General features: G+C 45.7%; 16 protein-coding genes. 8 read left to right on the forward strand and 8 right to left on the reverse strand.

All coding sequences use genetic code 11. The features are described 5' to 3' along the window. Window positions 1-327 precede the first annotated feature (327 nt). Entirely contained in the window at window positions 328-1,047 is a 720-nt protein-coding gene (locus QUA23_RS25325; protein WP_333110569.1) for a TMEM175 family protein, read from the forward strand. A 313-nt stretch (window positions 1,048-1,360) separates the two neighbouring features. Here the strand turns inward: QUA23_RS25325 and QUA23_RS25330 are convergent, their stop codons facing one another. Beyond that, entirely contained in the window at window positions 1,361-1,507 is a 147-nt protein-coding gene (locus QUA23_RS25330) for an AraC family transcriptional regulator (RefSeq protein ID WP_333078706.1), read from the reverse strand. Between the two features lie 436 nt (window positions 1,508-1,943). Between QUA23_RS25330 and QUA23_RS25335 the strand changes: the two genes are divergently transcribed. Then, the gene (locus tag QUA23_RS25335) at window positions 1,944-2,324 is read left to right on the forward strand and encodes a DUF4342 domain-containing protein (RefSeq protein WP_333078672.1); all 381 of its coding nucleotides are present in this window, start codon (window positions 1,944-1,946) and stop codon (window positions 2,322-2,324) included. Between the two features lie 86 nt (window positions 2,325-2,410). Here the strand turns inward: QUA23_RS25335 and QUA23_RS25340 are convergent, their stop codons facing one another. From QUA23_RS25340 to QUA23_RS25355, 4 genes are all read right to left on the reverse strand, one after another. Further along, window positions 2,411-3,742: a serine hydrolase gene (locus QUA23_RS25340; RefSeq protein WP_333078673.1), complete on the reverse strand. Its 1,332-nt coding sequence runs from the start codon at window positions 3,740-3,742 to the stop codon at window positions 2,411-2,413. Window positions 3,743-3,863: 121 nt separating this feature from the next. Continuing rightward, window positions 3,864-4,004: a hypothetical protein gene (locus QUA23_RS25345; RefSeq protein ID WP_333078674.1), complete on the reverse strand. Its 141-nt coding sequence runs from the start codon at window positions 4,002-4,004 to the stop codon at window positions 3,864-3,866. 29 nt (window positions 4,005-4,033) lie between these two features. Continuing rightward, window positions 4,034-4,366, reverse strand: a complete 333-nt coding sequence (locus tag QUA23_RS25350) for a hypothetical protein (RefSeq protein ID WP_333078675.1) — start codon at window positions 4,364-4,366, stop codon at window positions 4,034-4,036. A 40-nt stretch (window positions 4,367-4,406) separates the two neighbouring features. Further along, window positions 4,407-4,580, reverse strand: coding sequence for a hypothetical protein (locus QUA23_RS25355; protein WP_333071041.1), 174 nt, complete (start codon window positions 4,578-4,580; stop codon window positions 4,407-4,409). Between the two features lie 276 nt (window positions 4,581-4,856). Between QUA23_RS25355 and QUA23_RS25360 the strand changes: the two genes are divergently transcribed. Then, window positions 4,857-6,722, forward strand: coding sequence for an AAA-like domain-containing protein (locus QUA23_RS25360; protein ID WP_333078676.1), 1,866 nt, complete (start codon window positions 4,857-4,859; stop codon window positions 6,720-6,722). 271 nt (window positions 6,723-6,993) lie between these two features. Then, entirely contained in the window at window positions 6,994-7,593 is a 600-nt protein-coding gene (locus tag QUA23_RS25365; RefSeq protein ID WP_333078677.1) for a Uma2 family endonuclease, read from the forward strand. Window positions 7,594-7,606: 13 nt separating this feature from the next. Here the strand turns inward: QUA23_RS25365 and QUA23_RS25370 are convergent, their stop codons facing one another. After that, window positions 7,607-8,365, reverse strand: coding sequence for a 5-formyltetrahydrofolate cyclo-ligase (locus tag QUA23_RS25370; RefSeq protein WP_333078678.1), 759 nt, complete (start codon window positions 8,363-8,365; stop codon window positions 7,607-7,609). Between the two features lie 117 nt (window positions 8,366-8,482). On the opposite strand from QUA23_RS25370, the gene QUA23_RS25375 reads away from it, so the two are divergent. Beyond that, window positions 8,483-11,224, forward strand: a complete 2,742-nt coding sequence (locus QUA23_RS25375) for an AAA-like domain-containing protein (protein WP_333078679.1) — start codon at window positions 8,483-8,485, stop codon at window positions 11,222-11,224. A 33-nt stretch (window positions 11,225-11,257) separates the two neighbouring features. Here the strand turns inward: QUA23_RS25375 and QUA23_RS25380 are convergent, their stop codons facing one another. Both QUA23_RS25380 and QUA23_RS25385 read right to left on the reverse strand, forming a co-directional pair. Then, the gene (locus tag QUA23_RS25380) at window positions 11,258-11,722 is read right to left on the reverse strand and encodes a COP23 domain-containing protein (protein ID WP_333071047.1); all 465 of its coding nucleotides are present in this window, start codon (window positions 11,720-11,722) and stop codon (window positions 11,258-11,260) included. A gap of 79 nt (window positions 11,723-11,801) precedes the next feature. Next, the gene (locus tag QUA23_RS25385) at window positions 11,802-12,068 is read right to left on the reverse strand and encodes a hypothetical protein (protein WP_333078680.1); all 267 of its coding nucleotides are present in this window, start codon (window positions 12,066-12,068) and stop codon (window positions 11,802-11,804) included. Between QUA23_RS25385 and QUA23_RS25390 the strand changes: the two genes are divergently transcribed. From QUA23_RS25390 to QUA23_RS25400, 3 genes are all read left to right on the forward strand, one after another. Continuing rightward, window positions 12,068-12,565, forward strand: coding sequence for an HNH endonuclease (locus QUA23_RS25390; RefSeq protein ID WP_190659271.1), 498 nt, complete (start codon window positions 12,068-12,070; stop codon window positions 12,563-12,565). The two genes, QUA23_RS25385 and QUA23_RS25390, sit on opposite strands and share 1 nt — an antisense overlap. Window positions 12,566-12,811: 246 nt before the next feature. Beyond that, window positions 12,812-14,086: a bifunctional oligoribonuclease/PAP phosphatase NrnA gene (locus tag QUA23_RS25395; protein ID WP_333078681.1), complete on the forward strand. Its 1,275-nt coding sequence runs from the start codon at window positions 12,812-12,814 to the stop codon at window positions 14,084-14,086. A gap of 745 nt (window positions 14,087-14,831) precedes the next feature. Then, window positions 14,832-18,473, forward strand: coding sequence for a diguanylate cyclase domain-containing protein (locus tag QUA23_RS25400; protein ID WP_333078682.1), 3,642 nt, complete (start codon window positions 14,832-14,834; stop codon window positions 18,471-18,473). Window positions 18,474-18,499: the final 26 nt, after the last annotated feature.

Genomic DNA, 18,499 nt, shown 5'->3' on the forward strand with positions numbered 1-18,499 from the left:
TTATGTTGAGCGTGGGCGGGCAATAGCGCGCTCGAACTTTTTTGAGTTTTTTGGACTTATTCAGCAAGCCCTAATTATGAAGAATTTGGCAGCCCTAGAGCGGCAAAAATATTGCCACTACTCGCTCGCACCTTAATTTCCTCGCTCATTTTTCTCCTCCTTTAGGGTTGGAACAGTTATTAGATCATAAAACACACTATTACGATCTGCGATAAATATGGCATGATTCACGAAGCCATAAAGATTTGCCAGAGGACGAGCTAAAGATTAATTGTATTGAAGCTTTGGCAGAACTTGAAGACAACGAATGTCACACAACAACAAAATTTGCCAACAAGGAAAATCGTTAGCTTTGTTGGTAAGTGCAACCGGGCGATCGGTATAACACTTCACTGCAACCGACCTTATGCTAAGTTATTTTTGGAATTAGGAGCGATCGCCAGCGCAAGCAGAAAAGGAGGATGTACAAAAATGGGTAAAGGCAGGTTAGAAGCGTTCAGCGATGGTGTAATCGCAATTCTCATCACCATTATGGTGCTGGAATTGAAAGTGCCCCATGAAGCCGATTTAGCTGCGCTGCGTCCGCTAGTTCCAGTATTTCTGAGCTATGTACTCAGTTTTATTTATCTTGGTATCTACTGGAACAACCACCATCACTTGTTACAGGCGGCTCGGCACGTCAATGGTAATGTGTTGTGGGCTAATTTGCATCTGCTGTTCTGGTTGTCACTCATTCCCTTTGTCACTGCCTGGACAGGCGAGAACCACTTCGCGGCCTGGCCAGTTGCGCTTTATGGCACAGTGCTGTTGTTGGCTGCGATCGCTTACTTCATTCTTACTCGTGTTCTTATTTCTCACCACGGTAAAGATTCCACTCTGGCAATCGCACTTGGGCGAGACTTTAAGGGTAAGGTATCAGTGGTGATTTATGCCGTAGCAATCCTGCTTTCCTTTGTGAACTCATGGTTGGCTTTCATGCTGTATGTTTTAGTTGCAATAATGTGGCTGATCCCCGATCGGCGTATTGAGAAAACTCTGAATTCGTGAAGAAGATTCCACAAAAAGCCATCCCAGCCAGCTAATACTTCGCTTTACCAATTAACAAATTACAATTCATCAAAACGGACTTTTTGTTGAACCCGGTCAAGGTCATTCTTACTACTTTGGTCAAGACCTCTATACCTTCAAGGCAGTTGGTGAACAGACAGGGGAAGCCTATGCGCTTTGTGAGGTAATTGTTGCACCTAGTGGCGGTACGCCGACCCATCGGCACAACCGAGAAAATGAATCATTTTATGTTCAAGCTCGAAAGTTTCAACAATTGCTTTGCCCGTTTTACCCGTTGGGCGATCGAATATTCTCAAGGAGATGTGCCTATCAACTGCTTCAACAGATGGCTGAAATGAAATTGACTCATGCCCAGCAATTGAGCTAAATCTGCAAGCTTAATATCTTGATTCAGATGTTCGTTGATGTAGTCGGTTGGCCTTCCAGATTTTATTGTAATTCGCCAGTGCGATCGCTATCTCTGCGGTGCTTTTGAGAACTGGCATTGCAAGCCATAGCTTGATTGTGCCTAGATAGCAATCACTTTTGAAGTCATTGTAGAAATATAAAGTTTTAATTTTAATAATTTTCCCTGACTTTAGTTCGCTTGGTGTCCCACTTAAAAATCCAACACAAAGCAGCCACCTTGACAGGGCTGGCAGTACGCATCTTACTTGTATCTAAAGACGGGTTGTTTCAACAATGTTTTCTCTACCTTTGGGAAGAGATAAGCCCGCCCTGATATAACGCCACAAAAATAATGTTTTGCATAAAAGGCGGGGGTGGAAAGTACGAATGCAGATTGTAGGGTTTCCTGGCCTGTCGTTATCAAGTGCGATCGCCGAAGATAAGAGTATAGAAATTAAACGGCTGGTTTTCACCCGCCCTTACACAAAATGAACTCACAAGTAAATCGCACAGAAGAACAAGTAACGATTTTGCAAGACGAAACAACAGCGGCCGGGAATTCAGCCAACCCAACAGTTGAAACTCATGTATTCGCCTCAGAATTTGTAACAGAGGAAAAAGTCAGAGTGGAAGAATTTAAGATTAGCGCCGATAGTTTAATTGCTAAAGTCAAAGAACTAATTCAGCAAGGAAAACTCCGCCGCCTCGTCATCAAAAACTCGCAAGGGCGGACTTTGGCAGACATTCCGCTGATGGCGGGATTGGTAGGTGGCGTTGCAGGATCAGTAGTCTTTCCAATTGCTGCTGTACTTGCTACAGTGGGAGCAGTTGTGGCTCATTTGACTGTAGCCATCGAGCGCAAAGAATAGTCATTACTCATTAAAAATCTTCTCTTCAAGTCCGCGAAGGCGGACTTTGTTTGTTTAGTAGCGATTTTAATCACCGAAGTGTCTGATCAACGCAAATTCTCTGGTAGTTTCGCCGCAGATTGGTCTAAGTAATTGTAAACAATCCGCGAAATCCGACGCACAAAATCTCTCACAATCGGGTCATTGTAAGGACGTTTGACAAAGATTGCGGCCAAATAACGCTTGCCGTTGGGCATATCAATAATTCCTGCATCGCCAACTACAAAGCCGATATCTCCGGTTTTGTCAGCAATCACGGCTCCCGGGCCTAAACCGGAAGGAAGCAGCGTTCTAGTTGTTGTGTGCCGCAGTAATTCTAAAGCTTGTTCCCGACTCGATTCAGAGACTAATTTATCGCGAGACAGCATCGCCAGCAACTTTACCATATCCACAGAACTTGTGGTATTTGTTCCTTGAAAATCGCCGAGCCAATTGCGAATTCTGGTATCAGTTAATCCCCAACTGCGAAAACGCTCGTTGAGTTTAGCAATTCCCCCCAAACGTTCAATAATCATGTTGGTGGCTGTATTGTCGCTGATGGTAATCATTTTATCTACGGTTTCTCTGATGCTAAACCGAGTGCCATTTGGTCTGTCTTGCATAGTTCCAGAACCGCTGGCCACTAAGTCGGACTTCATAACTAATGTTTCGTCTAGGCTAACTTTGCCTGCGTCTACATCTTGATAAAAGGCTATCAGAATAGGTAATTTGATGGTACTCGCGGCCGGAAATACTCGATCGCCCTTGATATCCAAATAGTTTCCTGTATCTAAATCCAGAAAAAACATTCCGGCGCTCAGGGATCTATACTGTTCGATCGCACTTTCAATTTGAGGCTTAATTGCGGTCATTTCCGAGCCTGTGGACATCACCAAATCAGCCGAATAGTTTCTCTGATTTCCCGGCGAAACAGGGGGCGTAACTTGACCTGCTGCTTGTTCTATGCGGGTAATAGCTGTGGGTATAAAAGACTCGCTGCCCGCTATTTGCTCTGGATTTGGCAACTGAAACGACCAGCGCGTGGCAGATTCTCTAATGACTCGGACTTTTTGCGGGTCTAACTTATAACCGGGAGTTAATTGTATGACTAACCTCGTTGTTTCGGTGTCAAACTGTCCGACTCTAATTTGTTGAATAGCTGAGTTGTAGCTTTGAGGACTTTCGGGATACTCCAAGACTATTCCCGGTAAGTCAATTACTAAGCGGGTAGGATTAGCAATTAGTTTAACTTCAGGCTGAACTCCTGAATCTGTGGTTAAATTGAGCTGATTTCCCCTGGGATCGAAGTGCCAAGATGTTAGTGTATCAGCTTTTGCGGGCAGGGCGATCGAGAAAAGGCTAAGGGCGGCCGGCAACAGCCATCGCAGTTTAGGAGTCATGTGTGAAGAGAAAGAGTTTAACGGCTGCAACGAGAAAGCGGCTGAAAAAACCTTATCAACCGCTTTCGAGACGAAGCACCTAGCATCATACAGTCAACTCTTGCCTGCAGCCGTAAGTTTTTTATTTTCTTTGGGAGTATTCCGTTTCCGGCACTCCTATCAAATCCGGTTCTATTACCCCTTCTTGTTCCAGTTTCGCGCAGGCAGACAAAACTTTGTACACTGGCGGATTCTCTTGGCAGAATTCTTGTTTTGCAGGCACAAAATTTATTCACCTGCGATGAATTCAAGTTAGGCGACTTCTCGATTTCTAGCATCTTCGAGCGAGTCGATCGCGGCTTTTAAAAACACTTTTCCTTTAGCAACAAATCGGCGATCGCTCAAAGGATCGTAAGCTTCCCAATTACCGCTAACTTCGCGATCGCGCCACAAAAACCAGCAGCGGTAGATTTCCCCGCTATCTATATCATCGCACAAAGCCAGCCAATCATCCCCCGTGAGAGCGCTAGCATCTAATGCTACCAATTCCATCCATGCAAGTGCAGTGCAGGCATCGATCGCCTCAGCGTCAACGGAGTCAGGTTTGGTAGCTATAGGTTGTGGCGAACACAGTGTAGACTTCATAATTTCTCCTTAATTCAATTAAATCAATCAATCAATTGCCCTATTTATGCAACTGACCCGGTACGCCAAGTGGAAAAACTGTGTTTTGATGAATTTCTGGTTGGTCAAATTTACCCGCGGCTGATGCTTCTGTTAAATTATTAAGTGTATTAATTGTGAAAATGGCGGCGGTTCCCAAAGCGGCCATTGCCAGTCTGTGTAAGATTTTGCTCATTTGGCTGCTCCTTTTTTGCTTGGTGTATCTACTCTAAAAAGTTAAGTGGTGATTAGCGGCGGAGATTGGGGAGTTAAGAAAAACTTTTTCTCCTCAAATATATTCAACTGTTGAAGCCGTTATCAGGACAGAGTTTGAGGAGTCGATCGCCCCAAAAACCTCTCCAAGTAAAATCCCTTAAATTCCGGCTGGCTGATTATCTTCCTTAAAATCGCCCAAAATAGGAACTTAAGGCGTTAAAATTTCTAGATTCGTTCCCCTTTCACTGCAAGCGAAGTGCTCAAGTCAAAACGCGATCGCGGTCGCATTCTCACTGCCTCTGGCTTAAAGAAACTTAACGAGGCGCTCCAAGAATGGTCTGACCGAAATAACATTAGAGGTACTCTGACTGAAATCGAGGCTGAATCTGGCGTTGGTGCCGATACAGTCAGCAAAATTAAGCAGGGTAGAGAAGGTGCGGATTTGAGTAAAATTCGACAGTTGTTCGCGGCTTTTGAAATGACTCTGGCTGCTAGCGACCACCGATCGGCTAAACTTGAGGAACCGGAAAATTTAGACGAGCTGGACAATTCGCCGGCAGCGGAAGATACAGCCAGCAGCAGAATTGTTAAAGTATTTGTCAGTTATCGCAGCGCCGAACCCGATCGCGAGTTAGGAAAACAGTTAGAAATAGCCTTAAGCGCGATCGGTCATACAGTTTTTACAGCAGAAAATAACATTAGATTGGGAGATAATTGGTTCGACCGCATTAATTTGTTCCTCCAAGAATGCGATTATTTGCTGATACTTTTGCCGCCAACGGGAAATCAAAGCGAACTGCTAACATATCAAGTTCAGCAAGCAAAAGAACTGCAAGACTCCCGCCCAGACAGAAAACCAATAATTCTCCCCATCCGCGTCGGCTTTTCCCTGAACGCGCCTCTAAATCACGACTTGCGGGGCTATCTGTACCGCATCAAACAGAGGGAATGGAAAACCCCCGCCGACACTCCAATTATTATCGAAGAGGTTCTGAATTTACTAGCAGAACAACCCGCACCCGTCATAGAAGAAACGGAAGATTTAACACAAAAACAGCTATTAGAAATTAGCAGCGACGAAATACCTCTACCTGCAGCCGAACCTGAATTACCGGGAGGACAAGTCGATGTCGCTTCTCAATTTTATGTAGAACGCCCGCCCATCGAAGAACGCTGCTATCAAACTATTGTGCAGCCCAGCGCGTTAATTAGAATCAAAGCACCAAGACAAATGGGCAAAACTTCCTTAATGGCAAGAATTTTGCATCACGGAGCCCGTCAAGGCTATTGCACCGTTCCGCTAACTTTTCAGTTAGTAGATAAAGGCGTATTTGCCAACTTAGATAAATTCTTAAAGTGGTTTTGCGCTTACGTGGGCCGCGAGTTGCACTTACCCAATCAATTAGACGATTATTGGGACGAAATTTTCGGCAGCAAAGTCAACTGCAAAGACTACTTTGAAAAATACATTTTACCGCAAATCGACAGTCCTTTAATTTTAGGATTAGACGAGATCGATCGCGTTTTCCAATATCCCGACATTGCCGAAGACTTTTTAGGACTGCTGCGGGCGTGGCACGAAGAATCGAAGCGGCGGGACATCTGGAAAAAACTGCGATTAATTGTAGTTCACTCCACCGAAGTTTACATCCCGATGAACATCAATCAATCGCCCTTCAACGTCGGATTACCAGTCGATTTGCCAGAATTCAACCATCAGCAAGTACAAGAGTTAGCAGCGCGGCACAACTTGAATTGGTCGGAGGCAAAAGTTGAGGAATTGATGGCTATTGTCGGCGGTCATCCGTATTTAGTGCGAGTTGCATTATATCACATTTCGCGATCGGGTTTGACACTCGATGAATTAAAAGAAACGGCGATCGCAGATGCGGGAATTTACAGCGACCATTTGCGCCGACAGTTGTGGAATTTAGAAGAATATCCAGAGTTGGCGCAGGGGATGAGAGAGATTGTGGCGGCGGACTCTCCGGTGCCATTAAAGGCAATGCAGGCGTTTAAATTAGACAGTTTGGGGTTGGTGAAGTTGCAGGGGAACGAGTGCGTTCCGAGGTGCGAACTCTACCGGGAATATTTTCGATCGCACTTAAGCGCGATCGTGTAAAATTTTGTGCGTAAGTGCGGTAAGTAAAAATTAGGTGAATGATATCCATGAACGATATGTTTTTGATAACTTCCGATAATTGGCTAGATTGGATAACCGTGTTTGGTTATCTAGGTTTTACAGCTTTCATTGCATGGCGAGTGTTCACCACAAAGTAGATAGATTATGAAATTACCTTCTTCTTCTTCTTTCTTGCTTCGCGTCCTTTGCGCCTTCGCGGTTCGTTAAATAAACACTAAAATAAGACAAAAATCAACTCGCCCATACAGTTATGTCGCCCGTAGAAAGCGTTGCAGCAATTCCGAACGATCTGATTTTGCGCTTGAGCATCGAGCAGTATCATGCGATAATTCAAGCTGGCATTCTCACCGATGACGACTCTGTAGAATTGCTGGAAGGTTGGCTGGTTTTCAAAATACCAAAAAATCCACCGCATCGAGTCACAACTCGTCTTGTCAGAACAGCTTTAGAGAATATTTTACCCCGTGGTTGGTATGTCGATTCCCAAGAACCGATCACGCTATCCAACAGCGAACCCGAACCTGATATAGTGGTTGTCCGAGGGGATACGCGACAGTATCTCGATCGGCATCCGGGGGCTGAAGATATTGCCCTGATTATTGAAGTATCCGATACGACGCTTCAGCGCGATCGAACTGTAAAGAAACAGATTTATGCCCGCGCTGGAATTACGATTTATTGGATTGTGAATCTTGTGGAAGAACAGGTTGAGGTGTACTCTCAACCTCTTGTTGAAGTTGAGCAGCCAGATTACAGTCAAAGGTTGGATTTCGGGCGATCGGCTGTTATACCGATTATTATTGAAGGGAGAGAAATTGGTGCGATCGCTGTAGATGCTCTTTTGCCTTGATTTTGATTGAAAGCTATTGATTATTGGTTAATTGCTCTCTCAACTTTCGCAAAATCGGAATTTGTTCCAACTGTTCCGGCCGTATACTATCCCAGTTTAAGCCAATTGGACGCGGATAACTTGTATTAGTCTCAATTACATCCTCAGCAGTAACAATCCAATTCAGCGCCCAATCGTGAGCATGCATTGGCAAACGCGAATCGGCGACTATTTGCAAAGGATGCACTGTTGTTACAATTGGCGTATCGATTTGTACTAACCCGAATTCCTGCAACATAGCCAATTCCAAATCGGCAAATCCTGCACCTTTCCCGGTTCTTCCACCGTTGGGGCCGGCAGCTACGCAGCCGACTATTACTAAATCAATTGGCTCCATTTCTGCAAAACTTACCAATTTTCCGCAAGCGAGTGCTTTGCGGGCGATCGCACTTTCGGCAATTGATAGATTTTGCTGCTGCAAATCCTCAGCAGTTAACTCTACAAAACAGCGCTCGTCTGTCAATCGCGGTACTGCCATATACAGGCGTTTTCCCTCCTGCAAAGCTCGCATCCGCACCGGAATTTGGGGCGAATCTGGATTGCACTTAATCGTTTTTGCTTGTTGCCATATTTGTAAAGTTGCCAATCTTTCTGCAGCCACCTGTGCACCGACAAAGTTTGGAATATGACCGAACGGATCGCCAATAGATGCGGCTTGCTGCTTCAGCAAAGACCAAATTTCAGCTCTTAACTTGTCTTTGTCGTCGTTATATCCCGTCCAATCAGTTTTCATACTGTATTGTGCTACAATTTATCATACAGAATTATGCTTTAATACCGCCTCACTTCTTCAGTCCGCGAAGGCGGACTTTGTTTGTTTAGTAGTGGTTTCAACCGCCGAATAACTTATATGAATTTTACCACAAAGCCCAGTTACTATCAAGTCGGCGGCAGTCTCACCAATAACGCTCCCAATTATGTGAAGAGGCAAGCCGACGACGACCTTTATAACGGATTGAAGGCCGGGGAATTTTGCTATGTTTTGAATTCCCGGCAAATGGGCAAATCTAGCTTGCAGGTGCGGACAATTCAGCGGCTGAGAAAAGAAGGAATTGCTTGTGCTGCGATCGACATTTCGGAAATTGGCAACCGCGGCGTCACTCCTGAACAGTGGTATGCTGGTTTGCTACGCATTCTCGAAAATAACTTTAACCTGTCCGATATTGTCAACGTGCGGACTTGGTGGCGCGATCGCAATTTTTTAACCCCGGTTCAAAGATTGAGCGAATTCATCGAAACCGTACTCTTACCCAACATTTCCAGCAATATTGTCATTTTTATTGACGAAATCGACAGCATTCTCGCCTTAGATTTTCCCGCCGACGATTTTTTAGCCTTAATTCGCTCGTGCTACAACAAGCGCGCCAACAATTCAGAGTTCGATCGCCTAACTTGGGCCCTCTTAGGCGTAGCATCGCCGACAGATTTGTGCCGCGAGCAAAATGCCACCAGCAATACCCCTTTTAATATTGGCAAGGCGATCGAATTAACTGGTTTTGACGCAACAGAAGCTCAACCGCTAGCAGCGGGGTTGGCCGACCTTACAGACAGCCCTCATGAAGTTTTGAGAGAGGTTTTGTATTGGACGGGCGGGCAGCCTTTTTTGACTCAAAAGCTGTGCAAACTTCTGCTGGAAAATTCACAATTAATCCCGAATTTACCCCCCCCAGCCCCCCCTTCCCAAGGGGGGGAGAAAGATAAAATTAACACTTCTAAAGAGTGGGTGGAGAAAGTAGTGCGCTTGAAAATCGTGGAGAATTGGGAAACTCAAGATGTGCCCGAACATTTGTCCACAATTCGCGATCGGCTTTTCAAAGAAAACCAGCGCATTGTCAGGAGACTGGGATTGTATCAGCAAATTTTAGAACAAACTGAAACTGGCCCCGATGGTAGTGCTGAACAAATGGAGTTGCGATTAAGCGGATTAATCGTTAAGCGGGGGGAAAAATTAACAATTTCTAATCCTATTTATAAAGCTGTATTTAACCAACAATTAATTGAAGAAAAATTAGAAAAACTCTCGCCTTACTCGGAAGCGATCAAACTCTGGCTAAATTCTAGCTGTGAAGATGATTCTCAACTGTTGCGAGGGGATGATTTGCAGTCAGCATTAGTTTGGGCGGCAGGAAAAAGTTTGAGAAACGAAGATTTTCAGTTTTTGACTGCCAGCCAGAAAGTTATTTTGAGCGACCAAAATCAACTGCTGCATTTAGCTACACTAGAAACCAAGAAAGCAGTGTGCGATGCCGAAAAAGCTTGGAGTGAAGCTGACTCTGCTAAACAAAAAGCCAAACAGTGGATCGGCATCGGTTCTGCGGTACTGGCAGCATCGTTACTGGCGGCGATCGGCTTTTCAACTCTCGCTTACCAGCGGTTTAAACTAGCACAAGCCAGTATTGAAATCGAACAAAATGGCAGCGATGCTTTATTGTTGGCTGTTTCTCAAAAGACAGAAAACAGCGAAGCTTTATCAGAAGCTTTACTTAGAGCGATCGCCTCCGGGAAAAAATTAAAAACCTTGGTTAAAAACAAACATAAGCTAGAACAATACCCGGCAACTAGACCGCTGTTAGCCTTACAAATAATTCTCGATAAAATTAGTGAAACACAGCAGTTAAAAGCCTCATTAAGTCAGCAAAGAAAGATCGAGTGGCAAGCTCATAAAGGTGCCGTTACCAGTGTCACTTTTAGCCCAAAGAGGCACATTTTAGCAACCGCAGGAATAGACGATCGAGTTAGAATGTGGAACTTTTCCGGACAAAAAATTGCTGAATGGAAAGCTTTGCAGCAGTCAGTTAATATGGTAAACTTTAGCCCGAACGGTAATTTTTTAGCGACCGCCGGAAGGGACAGGACTGTTAAAATATGGAATTTATCAGGTAAAAATATTTCTACTTTGGAAGGAATTCAAGGCTCTGTTACCAGCATCAGTTTTAGTCCCGACGGAAAGTTATTAGCGGCGGCAGGGATAGACAGCTATGCTGCAATTTGGGATTTGTCTAAACTGCCACAATTAGTATCGTCTAGCATGAAACTCCCAGGTCACAACGGCTTAGTGAGAAGCGTAAATTTTAGCCCAAACGGCGATTTCCTAACGACTTTAGATGGCAAATCTACAGTGCGACTTTGGAATTTGTCTGGCAAGCTGAAAAAAACACTGCCTATTCAGGCAATTGGGCTCAGTTTCACTCCCGCTAAACACCAGTATCGCTTTGCTACAGTAACATTGAATGGCAAAGTAGGGCTGTGGAATCTATCAGAAAAAGGATTAGTTAAGGAATTTCAAACGTTGCATTTTGATGCGAAATCAATTAGTTTTAGTCCCGACGGAGAACGGCTTGCTACAGTGGGAATTGACAAGACTGTACGGCTGTGGAATTTAGCAGGGCGACAGGTTGCCCAATTTGAGTTTGAGGAGAATGTTGTTAGTGTCAGTTGGAGTCGAGACGGAAAGCAAATTGCTGTAGCTGGAAGCGACGGCACTGTCTGGCTGAGGCAGGTTGAAGGGTTAGAAGAATTGCTCAAGCAAAGCTGCAATTTTTTCACCACTCAACCGAAGTATTTTACAAGAGTTTCAACTCTCTGCAAGTAGGACACGGCAATGCCATGTCCCTAATGATGACTATCAATTTACTTTAACAGGCGAAACACTTACATTAGGATTTGTAACTCTTTTTAAGAGTTCTTGTCTGGCTTGTTCTGGATTTTGACCTTTGGGTACTTGATATAATAATCTACAGGAACCGTCTTGAGGATTAGCTGCACAAATAATTAGTTGACCGGTGGACGATGCACCTGCTGTGACAATATTATCCCAGCTTCCTTGCGGTTGCGAGTTGTTGAGAATTCCTGAGACTCTGGTACACCGAGTAATCGCATCTTCTCCTGATTCATTGAAATAGTTATCAGCTAGCCACAAAATAACGGGAATATTTTTGCCCTGTTGGACAGCAATTGTAGCTGGACGGCCGCCAGCAGCGCCGCAGAAGAATGAAGGCGTTTGGGCAAAGGCTGGACTGTTTGCTAAAATCGGAGCAGCAAGGGCAATAATTGACGCGCTAAAAACTGACTTTAAGAGCCGAAATTTCATGAGCAGTAATAAGCTTTTTCATTTAAGGTTACTAATAGTCTAAAAAGTTAAGCTGTTTGTTGCCGGGAAGATTAGGCATTTAGAGAAAAAAATAAAATTTATTCTGCAAATTTTTGCCATCGCACACACTGGCCTCATCTGGGCCAAAACTCTGGGAAAAAAGCTCGCTGACAAACAGGAAAGGCAGAAAATAGATGCAGCCATAGGGGGCGCAGGCGCGAAGGAATAGGGTAAAGGTGCGGTTTTTCACCGTTTTTTGCGCTCCCCTCGCTGTTCCTGATGCCGTCCCACCTAAAGTGGAACCTGTGTTAACATCAAAAAAAATATTCTCTTTAATAATCAACAATGGGCAATGTTCTGGTGCTGAACGCCTCCTACGAACCCCTTAACATCACCAATTGGCGAAGGGCGGTAGTTTTGTTGCTGAAAGGAAAAGCAGAACAGGTAGAACACAACGGGAAATTTATTGCGCCAAACTTCCCGCTACCAACTGTGATCCGACTGCGGCATTATGTCCGAGTTCCCTATAAGGATATTCCGCTGACCCGCCGGAACATCTTGCACCGGGATGCACACTCTTGTCAATACTGCAGTTATACGGGGGACGATTTAACCCTCGATCATGTAATTCCCCGATCGCGCGGAGGAGGCGACAGTTGGGAAAACCTTGTCACCGCCTGCGTGCGCTGCAATGTCAATAAAGGCAGCCGCACGCCGAAAGAAGCGGGAATGCCGCTGCGCTATCCGCCTCGGAAACCTCACAGCGGTCTTTATTTTGAAGTGACTAAACACGTTAAGAGCGGTATGCACAAAGAATGGCAAAAATATGTAATAGGCCTTTAAAACCCCTGTCAGCGCAAGCGCGGGGGTTTTTTGCGGAAGTTCTGAGTCCTGAGATTGCTTCGTTCCTGGGAACACACACTCTCTGCATAAATTAAAAAGTTAAACAGTTAAAGAGAGAATTTACGCTCTTAAATCAGGTTTCTCGTAAGAAGTAGGGGCTTTGACAACAAGGCATCTACAAAGAAGCCGGGTTTAAGATCGAATGTCGTGCAAATCCTGAAATAGTTAAATTGTTAATTTTCAACGATGAAAGACCATCTCCCTACCAATTCCGATGAAACATCTGGCAACCCCGAAGGTGAACTTGAGGCCAGCAGCGAGGTTGTACCCGCAGTAAGTGCGCCTGGAAAACGGCGCAACAAAGCCGAAGTTGCTTCCCAAGAGAATCGCGGCCGTCTCCGCGAGGAATTGCACGATCGCAAAGTCGAGCAATTGCGCCAAATGTTCGATCGGCACAAAAGCACTCGCCAGCTAATCTTGCTGCAAGATTTTCCAGACCCCGACGCACTTTCAAGCGCTTGGACTTATAAATTAATCGCCGAACAGTATGATATCCAATGCGAGATTATCTACGCCGGTGCCCTCAGCCACCAAGAAAATATTGCCTTAGTTAAATTGACAGGGTTGCCGTTGCAGCGGTGGACGCTGGAAACAGTAAAAACTAAGGATTTGTCGGTGTTTCAGGGGTGCGCTTTCATCGACAACCAAGGGACGACTTGTAGCTTAACCGAGTTTATTTTAGCGGCTGGAGTTCCGATCGCCTCCGTCATCGATCATCACAATTTGCAGGGGGAAATGAACGCAGAATTTATCGATTTGCGCCCTCAAATCCGCGCTACAGCCACTATTTTTGCCGAGTATTTACAGGCTGGACTGCTAGTTCTCGACAGCAGCGTCAGCCTGCACATCAAGTGCGCTACAGCATTGATGCACGGTTTGCGATCGGATACGATCGCCCTCAGACAAGCTCAGGAGGAAGACTTTTTAGCTGCGGCTTATTTGAGCCGCTTTTACGACCCGCAGTTGCTGAATGCGGTGTTGCAGTCGTCTCGTTCTAAGTGGGTGATGGATGCGATCGAGCGATCGCTCAAACACCGCACCGTCCAGAACAATTTTTCGATCGCCGGCATCGGCTATCTCCGCTATGACGATCGGGATTCTATTCCCCAAGCGGCAGACTTTTTAGTAACAGAAGAGAACGTACACACAGCAGTTGTCTACGCAATTGTTCACGACAAAGACGAAGAAATTGAAGTAGTAATTGGCTCGCTGCGAACTAATAAACTTACTCTCGACCCCGACGAATTCATTAAAGAAGCCTTCGGTCAAGATGCTCAAGGACGCTTTTTTGGGGGTGGCAGAAGTCAAGCTGGAGGTTTTGAAATTCCGGTGGGATTTCTTTCTGGCGGGAATGAGAACAGCGATTATGCAAGACTAAAATGGGAAGTATTTGATGATCAGATCAAGCAAAAGTTGCTGCATTTAATTAGCCCTAAAGACAATCCTGTTTACGACCATTAACTCGGGAGTTTTTAGGTGCGGCCTTAATTCCAGCAAGAGCCTCGGTTCTGCCTCCGGTTACTACGAGCTTTTGCCACGTTTTTTTCTCATTTCGGGCAAAATCTCAATTTGACAATCAGCCCTGGACGCATTCTAAGTCTCATCAACCTGGTTTTTTAACTCTTATTGAGGGTTTGAGCGAAGTAAGGGGGTTAAAAAACCCGGTTGCTATGTTTAGGACTAACAATAATAAATTTTCTCCCAATTCACCAAAAATACACACCCAAGAAACCGTTTTTTTTACTATGGTCAAGAGAGACAACGAAGTATTTTGGTAAAAACCCCATGTTGCGGGTAAAAATGAGTTTTATATAGTTTACTAAAGTCCACAATATAATTATTGTAATTTAATAATTATCGAGGGTTATTTTTTTGATGTTTACTATAATTTGTTTTAAACAATAACATTTTTTTAGAGTTGAGGCAGGAGAGTTTAGATAAATAACTTTTTATAAAAAAGCGCCGTATAATAAGGAAAATAAGAAAAATCAGGAAATAGAGAGGGATAACGATAAAATATTTTTTGGGCTAAGTTACCTAATTAAAAAGAAATTGTAGCATTTCATAAAAGTCTTCATTTCAACATAAAATGTGGGTTTCGTTTCTTAAGTAAGCAACCAGTTGCTACGATTTAAAATAAATTATTATATTTTTTTGTGGCAGGCTAGAATAGTAAAAAATTGCTTAACAAAAAAGGAACGCGGAGATGTCTACAAACCAGACTTTCTCTTGGTCGTTAGAGAAAATTCTAGAAAAAGTTTCAGAAATTGCACTTCAAATCAACGAGTTCGGGGAGCTGGAGACAATTTTGCAATGTGCGCTAGAGGAAACCAGGGTGCTGCTGCAAACCGATCGCGTGATTATTTATCGCTTCCTACCAAAGGGAAATAGTGTAGTATTTGCTGAATCGGTTGATGCTCAGTGGCCGCGAATCCTAGGAAAACAGATTTATGTTCCTTGCTGTGAAGCTACCTGGGTAGAGCGTTACAGCCAGGGACAAAGGAGCACCATTTCTGATATTCACAGCGGTTCTCTTCAAGCTTGTGATGTCGAATTGCTCGATCGCCTCCAGGTTCAGGCAAATTTAGTTGCGCCACTCTTGCTAGATGGCAAACCGCAGCAATCTCCGAAGCTTTGGGGACTGTTGATTGCTCATCACTGCCGAAGTCCGCGTCAGTGGGAACCTCTCGACGTTCAGCTCCTGCAACAGGTTGCAATGCACATCGGGTTGACGATGCGGCACTTGGAATCTCACCGCCCGGTACTGGGGCCAAATCAACCGCCGGAACTCGAAACAGAACCAAATCAAACTGCCACCAGTACAGAAAGCGCGCCCAGAGTCAATCATCAAAATTGTCTACCACTAGAGTTTGCCTATTCCCTGAGCGGCGATATTGTCCAGCTCAAAGCTTTTGACTTGTTGCAAAACCCGATCTGGATATTTGATATTCAGCATTTGCAAATGCGGTGGGCAAACCAAGCATCCTTGTACCTGTGGAATGCTTCTAGCCGGCAAGAACTTGTGAGCCGCAACTTTAGCGATGTGTCAGAGTCTACTGGGATTCGCTTGCAGACATATCTGCAGCAGTTTCAGCAAGGCAAAACCTTGTCCGAGCAGTGGACGTTTTACCCGGCCGGTCAGCCTGTTTCTGTCCGCTGTCGGTGTTCTGGGATCAGGATTGAGGGCGGGCGTTTGGCAATGCTAGTCGAGGGTACAGTCGAAAGCGCCGATCGAATGGAGCCGGAAATCCTGCGATCGATCGAGGCACTCCGGCACACCACGCTCATGGTTTCCCTGTACACCCTAGAAGGCTTACCGCTGCTGGAAAACCCGGCGGCATTGCGCTGTTATGGGGATGCACTGCACCCTCGCTCTGCGTCAGATAATGCTTTTCTAAGCCACTTTGTTGACCCTCAGGTAGGAGAGCGAGCAATGGGAGTTCAAGGGTACGGCGAGGTATCGATCACTGAGGCTCAAGTGATTACTCTGGCTGGGATTCGCTGGCACAGGATCGACGTGCGGTGTACCAAAGACCCGGTAACAGGCAACCCGATGTTGGTCGTCAACGAAAATGACATTACCGCTCGTCGCCAGCAAACAGAAACTGCCCTGCAACAGAATGAAATCAGGTTGTCAGAAGCCCAGCGAGTTGCCCAAATCGGTAACTGGGAATGGGACGTGATTAGGGGTAAAATTACCTGGTCTCCCCAACTATTTGAGATTTTGGGACGCGACAGGGCACTGGGCGAACCTACCTATGAAGAAAACCTGCGGCTTTACCATCCCGAAAGTGCCAAACAGCTACACCTGGTAGTTCAACGAGCGCTGGATCGGGGAGAGCCTTATCTATTGCGCCTCCAAGTCTTGCGCCCGAATGGTTCTATCCGCCATACTGAAGCCAGAGGACAGGCCGAACTCAATGCAGAAGGACAAGTCATTCGGTTGTTTGGTACATCCCAAGACATTACGGATCTTGTCAAAGCGGAAACAGAACTCAGAGAATTGAGTACAGCTCTTGCTAATGCAGTTGAGGGCATCTCGCGGCTGGATATTTTCGGACGGTACCTCACCGTTAATCAAGCCTACGCGAATATAGCAGGTTATCAGCCTGAAGAAATGGTTGGTATGAATTGGCAGAAAACAGTTCATCCCGACGACTGCGACAGGATGATGGGGGCTTATAAAAAAATGCTGGCCGAGGGCCGAGTGGAGGTTGAGGCCCGGGGTATCCGGAAAGATGGCTCGATCTTTTACAAGCAGGTGGTGATGTTGGCGGCCTACGACTCGCAGGAGCGATCGATCGGGCATCACTGCTTTATGAAGGATATCACCGATCGCAAGCAAGCAGAAGCAGCATTACAACTAGAGTTCCAGCGTCTGAGTATAGTGATTGCTACCCAACAGGAAATCGCCATCCGCAATCCCAATCTTGATGCAGTCATGGCTGTGATTGCAGAGAGGACTCAAGATTTGACCCGCGCCGATGGAGCAGTGATTGAAATGGTTGAAGGGGATGAAATGGTGTATCGGGCAGCCAGCGGTATCGCCAGCGCCTATATTGGATTACGGATCAAAGTAGGGACAAGTTTATCGGGAAAATGTATTGCGACTGGTCAAATCATGCTTTGCGAGGATTCAGAAACCGATGCACGGGTGGATCGGGCTGCCTGTGAGCGCATTGGTCTGCGGTCAATGGTGGTTGTTCCTTTGTTCTATCAGGACGATCGGGTTGGGGTCTTAAAAGTGCTTTCAGCTAAACCCTCTGCCTTTACAGAGTCAGATATCCAGACCTTACAACTGATGGTCGGGTTTCTGGCAAGCAGCCTGCATCTGGCTTCAGAGTTTGATGCCAAAAACATTCTCCTGAGTCAATTACAGGAAAGTGAGGAACGCTACCGTTCTGTGATTACTAGCATGACAGAAGGTGTCGTACTCCAGCTAGCAAACGGACAAATTACTGCGTGTAATGCTAGTGCCGAAAGAATTCTCGGGCTGACCCCGGAGCAAATGATGGGGCGCACATCCGTAGATTTAGACTGGCGAATCGTTCGGGAGGATGGCCAACCGTTCCCGGGCCAACAGCATCCGGCAATCCTCACCCTGCGCACGGGACAAGGGCGATCGAATGTGGTGATGGGCATTCACAAATCGGATAAAACGCTGACTTGGATTTCGATTAATTCTCAACCGCTGTTCCATTTCAATCAGTCTAAACCCTATGCAGTATTGACGACTTTTGCTGATATTACAGAACGCAAGCGGGGCGAGGAGATGCTCAGACACTGGGCGGAACAAGAAAGATTAATTGCTACGACAGATGGGTTAACACAAGTAGCAAACCGCCGCTGTTTTGATGAGCGATTGCAGTCGGAATGGCATCGGCTGATGCAGGGCCAACAACAGCTTTCGTTGATTATGTTGGATGTAGATTATTTCAAGCGATATAACGATTGCTACGGACATCAAGCTGGGGATACTTGTTTGGTGCAAGTGGCGAAAGCTGCTGCCGCCGCGGTTAAACGTTCTACCGATTTGTTTGTGCGCTATGGGGGCGAAGAATTTGCTGCTATCCTGCCGAGTACGGATGCTGCAGGGGCGATCGCGGTTGCTGAGTCGATGCGTCAGGCAATACGAGATTTGGGAATCCCTCACGAGCAATCTGAGGTAAGCTCGATCGTGACTGTGAGCATGGGAATTGCAACTGTGATTCCCACTGCGGAAACATCACCGGATGAACTCGTTGCCGTCGCCGATCGAGCATTGTACGATGCGAAACGACAAGGGCGCGATCGCTACAAAAGCGCAAACCCGATGACGGCGCCAGAGGTTAATCCAGTTGTAGAATAGGCAAAAGGTAGGTATATCCTAGATTG

This window comes from Microcoleus sp. Pol1C5, assembly GCF_036701115.1.
Classification (GTDB): Bacteria; Cyanobacteriota; Cyanobacteriia; order Cyanobacteriales; family Microcoleaceae; genus Microcoleus.

Bases quoted from the DNA above. Each gene is read 5' to 3' on its own strand.
- QUA23_RS25365 (WP_333078677.1), top strand. From the start codon at position 6,994: ATGTCGCCCGTAGAAAGCGTTGCAGCAATTCCGAACGATCTGATTTTG.
- QUA23_RS25400 (WP_333078682.1), top strand. From the start codon at position 14,832: ATGTCTACAAACCAGACTTTCTCTTGGTCGTTAGAGAAAATTCTAGAA.
- QUA23_RS25340 (WP_333078673.1), bottom strand. From the start codon at position 3,742: ATGACTCCTAAACTGCGATGGCTGTTGCCGGCCGCCCTTAGCCTTTTC.
- QUA23_RS25350 (WP_333078675.1), bottom strand. From the start codon at position 4,366: ATGAAGTCTACACTGTGTTCGCCACAACCTATAGCTACCAAACCTGAC.
- QUA23_RS25380 (WP_333071047.1), bottom strand. From the start codon at position 11,722: ATGAAATTTCGGCTCTTAAAGTCAGTTTTTAGCGCGTCAATTATTGCC.
- QUA23_RS25335 (WP_333078672.1), top strand. From the start codon at position 1,944: ATGAACTCACAAGTAAATCGCACAGAAGAACAAGTAACGATTTTGCAA.
- QUA23_RS25370 (WP_333078678.1), bottom strand. From the start codon at position 8,365: ATGAAAACTGATTGGACGGGATATAACGACGACAAAGACAAGTTAAGA.
- QUA23_RS25375 (WP_333078679.1), top strand. From the start codon at position 8,483: ATGAATTTTACCACAAAGCCCAGTTACTATCAAGTCGGCGGCAGTCTC.
- QUA23_RS25355 (WP_333071041.1), bottom strand. From the start codon at position 4,580: ATGAGCAAAATCTTACACAGACTGGCAATGGCCGCTTTGGGAACCGCC.
- QUA23_RS25395 (WP_333078681.1), top strand. From the start codon at position 12,812: ATGAAAGACCATCTCCCTACCAATTCCGATGAAACATCTGGCAACCCC.
- QUA23_RS25390 (WP_190659271.1), top strand. From the start codon at position 12,068: ATGGGCAATGTTCTGGTGCTGAACGCCTCCTACGAACCCCTTAACATC.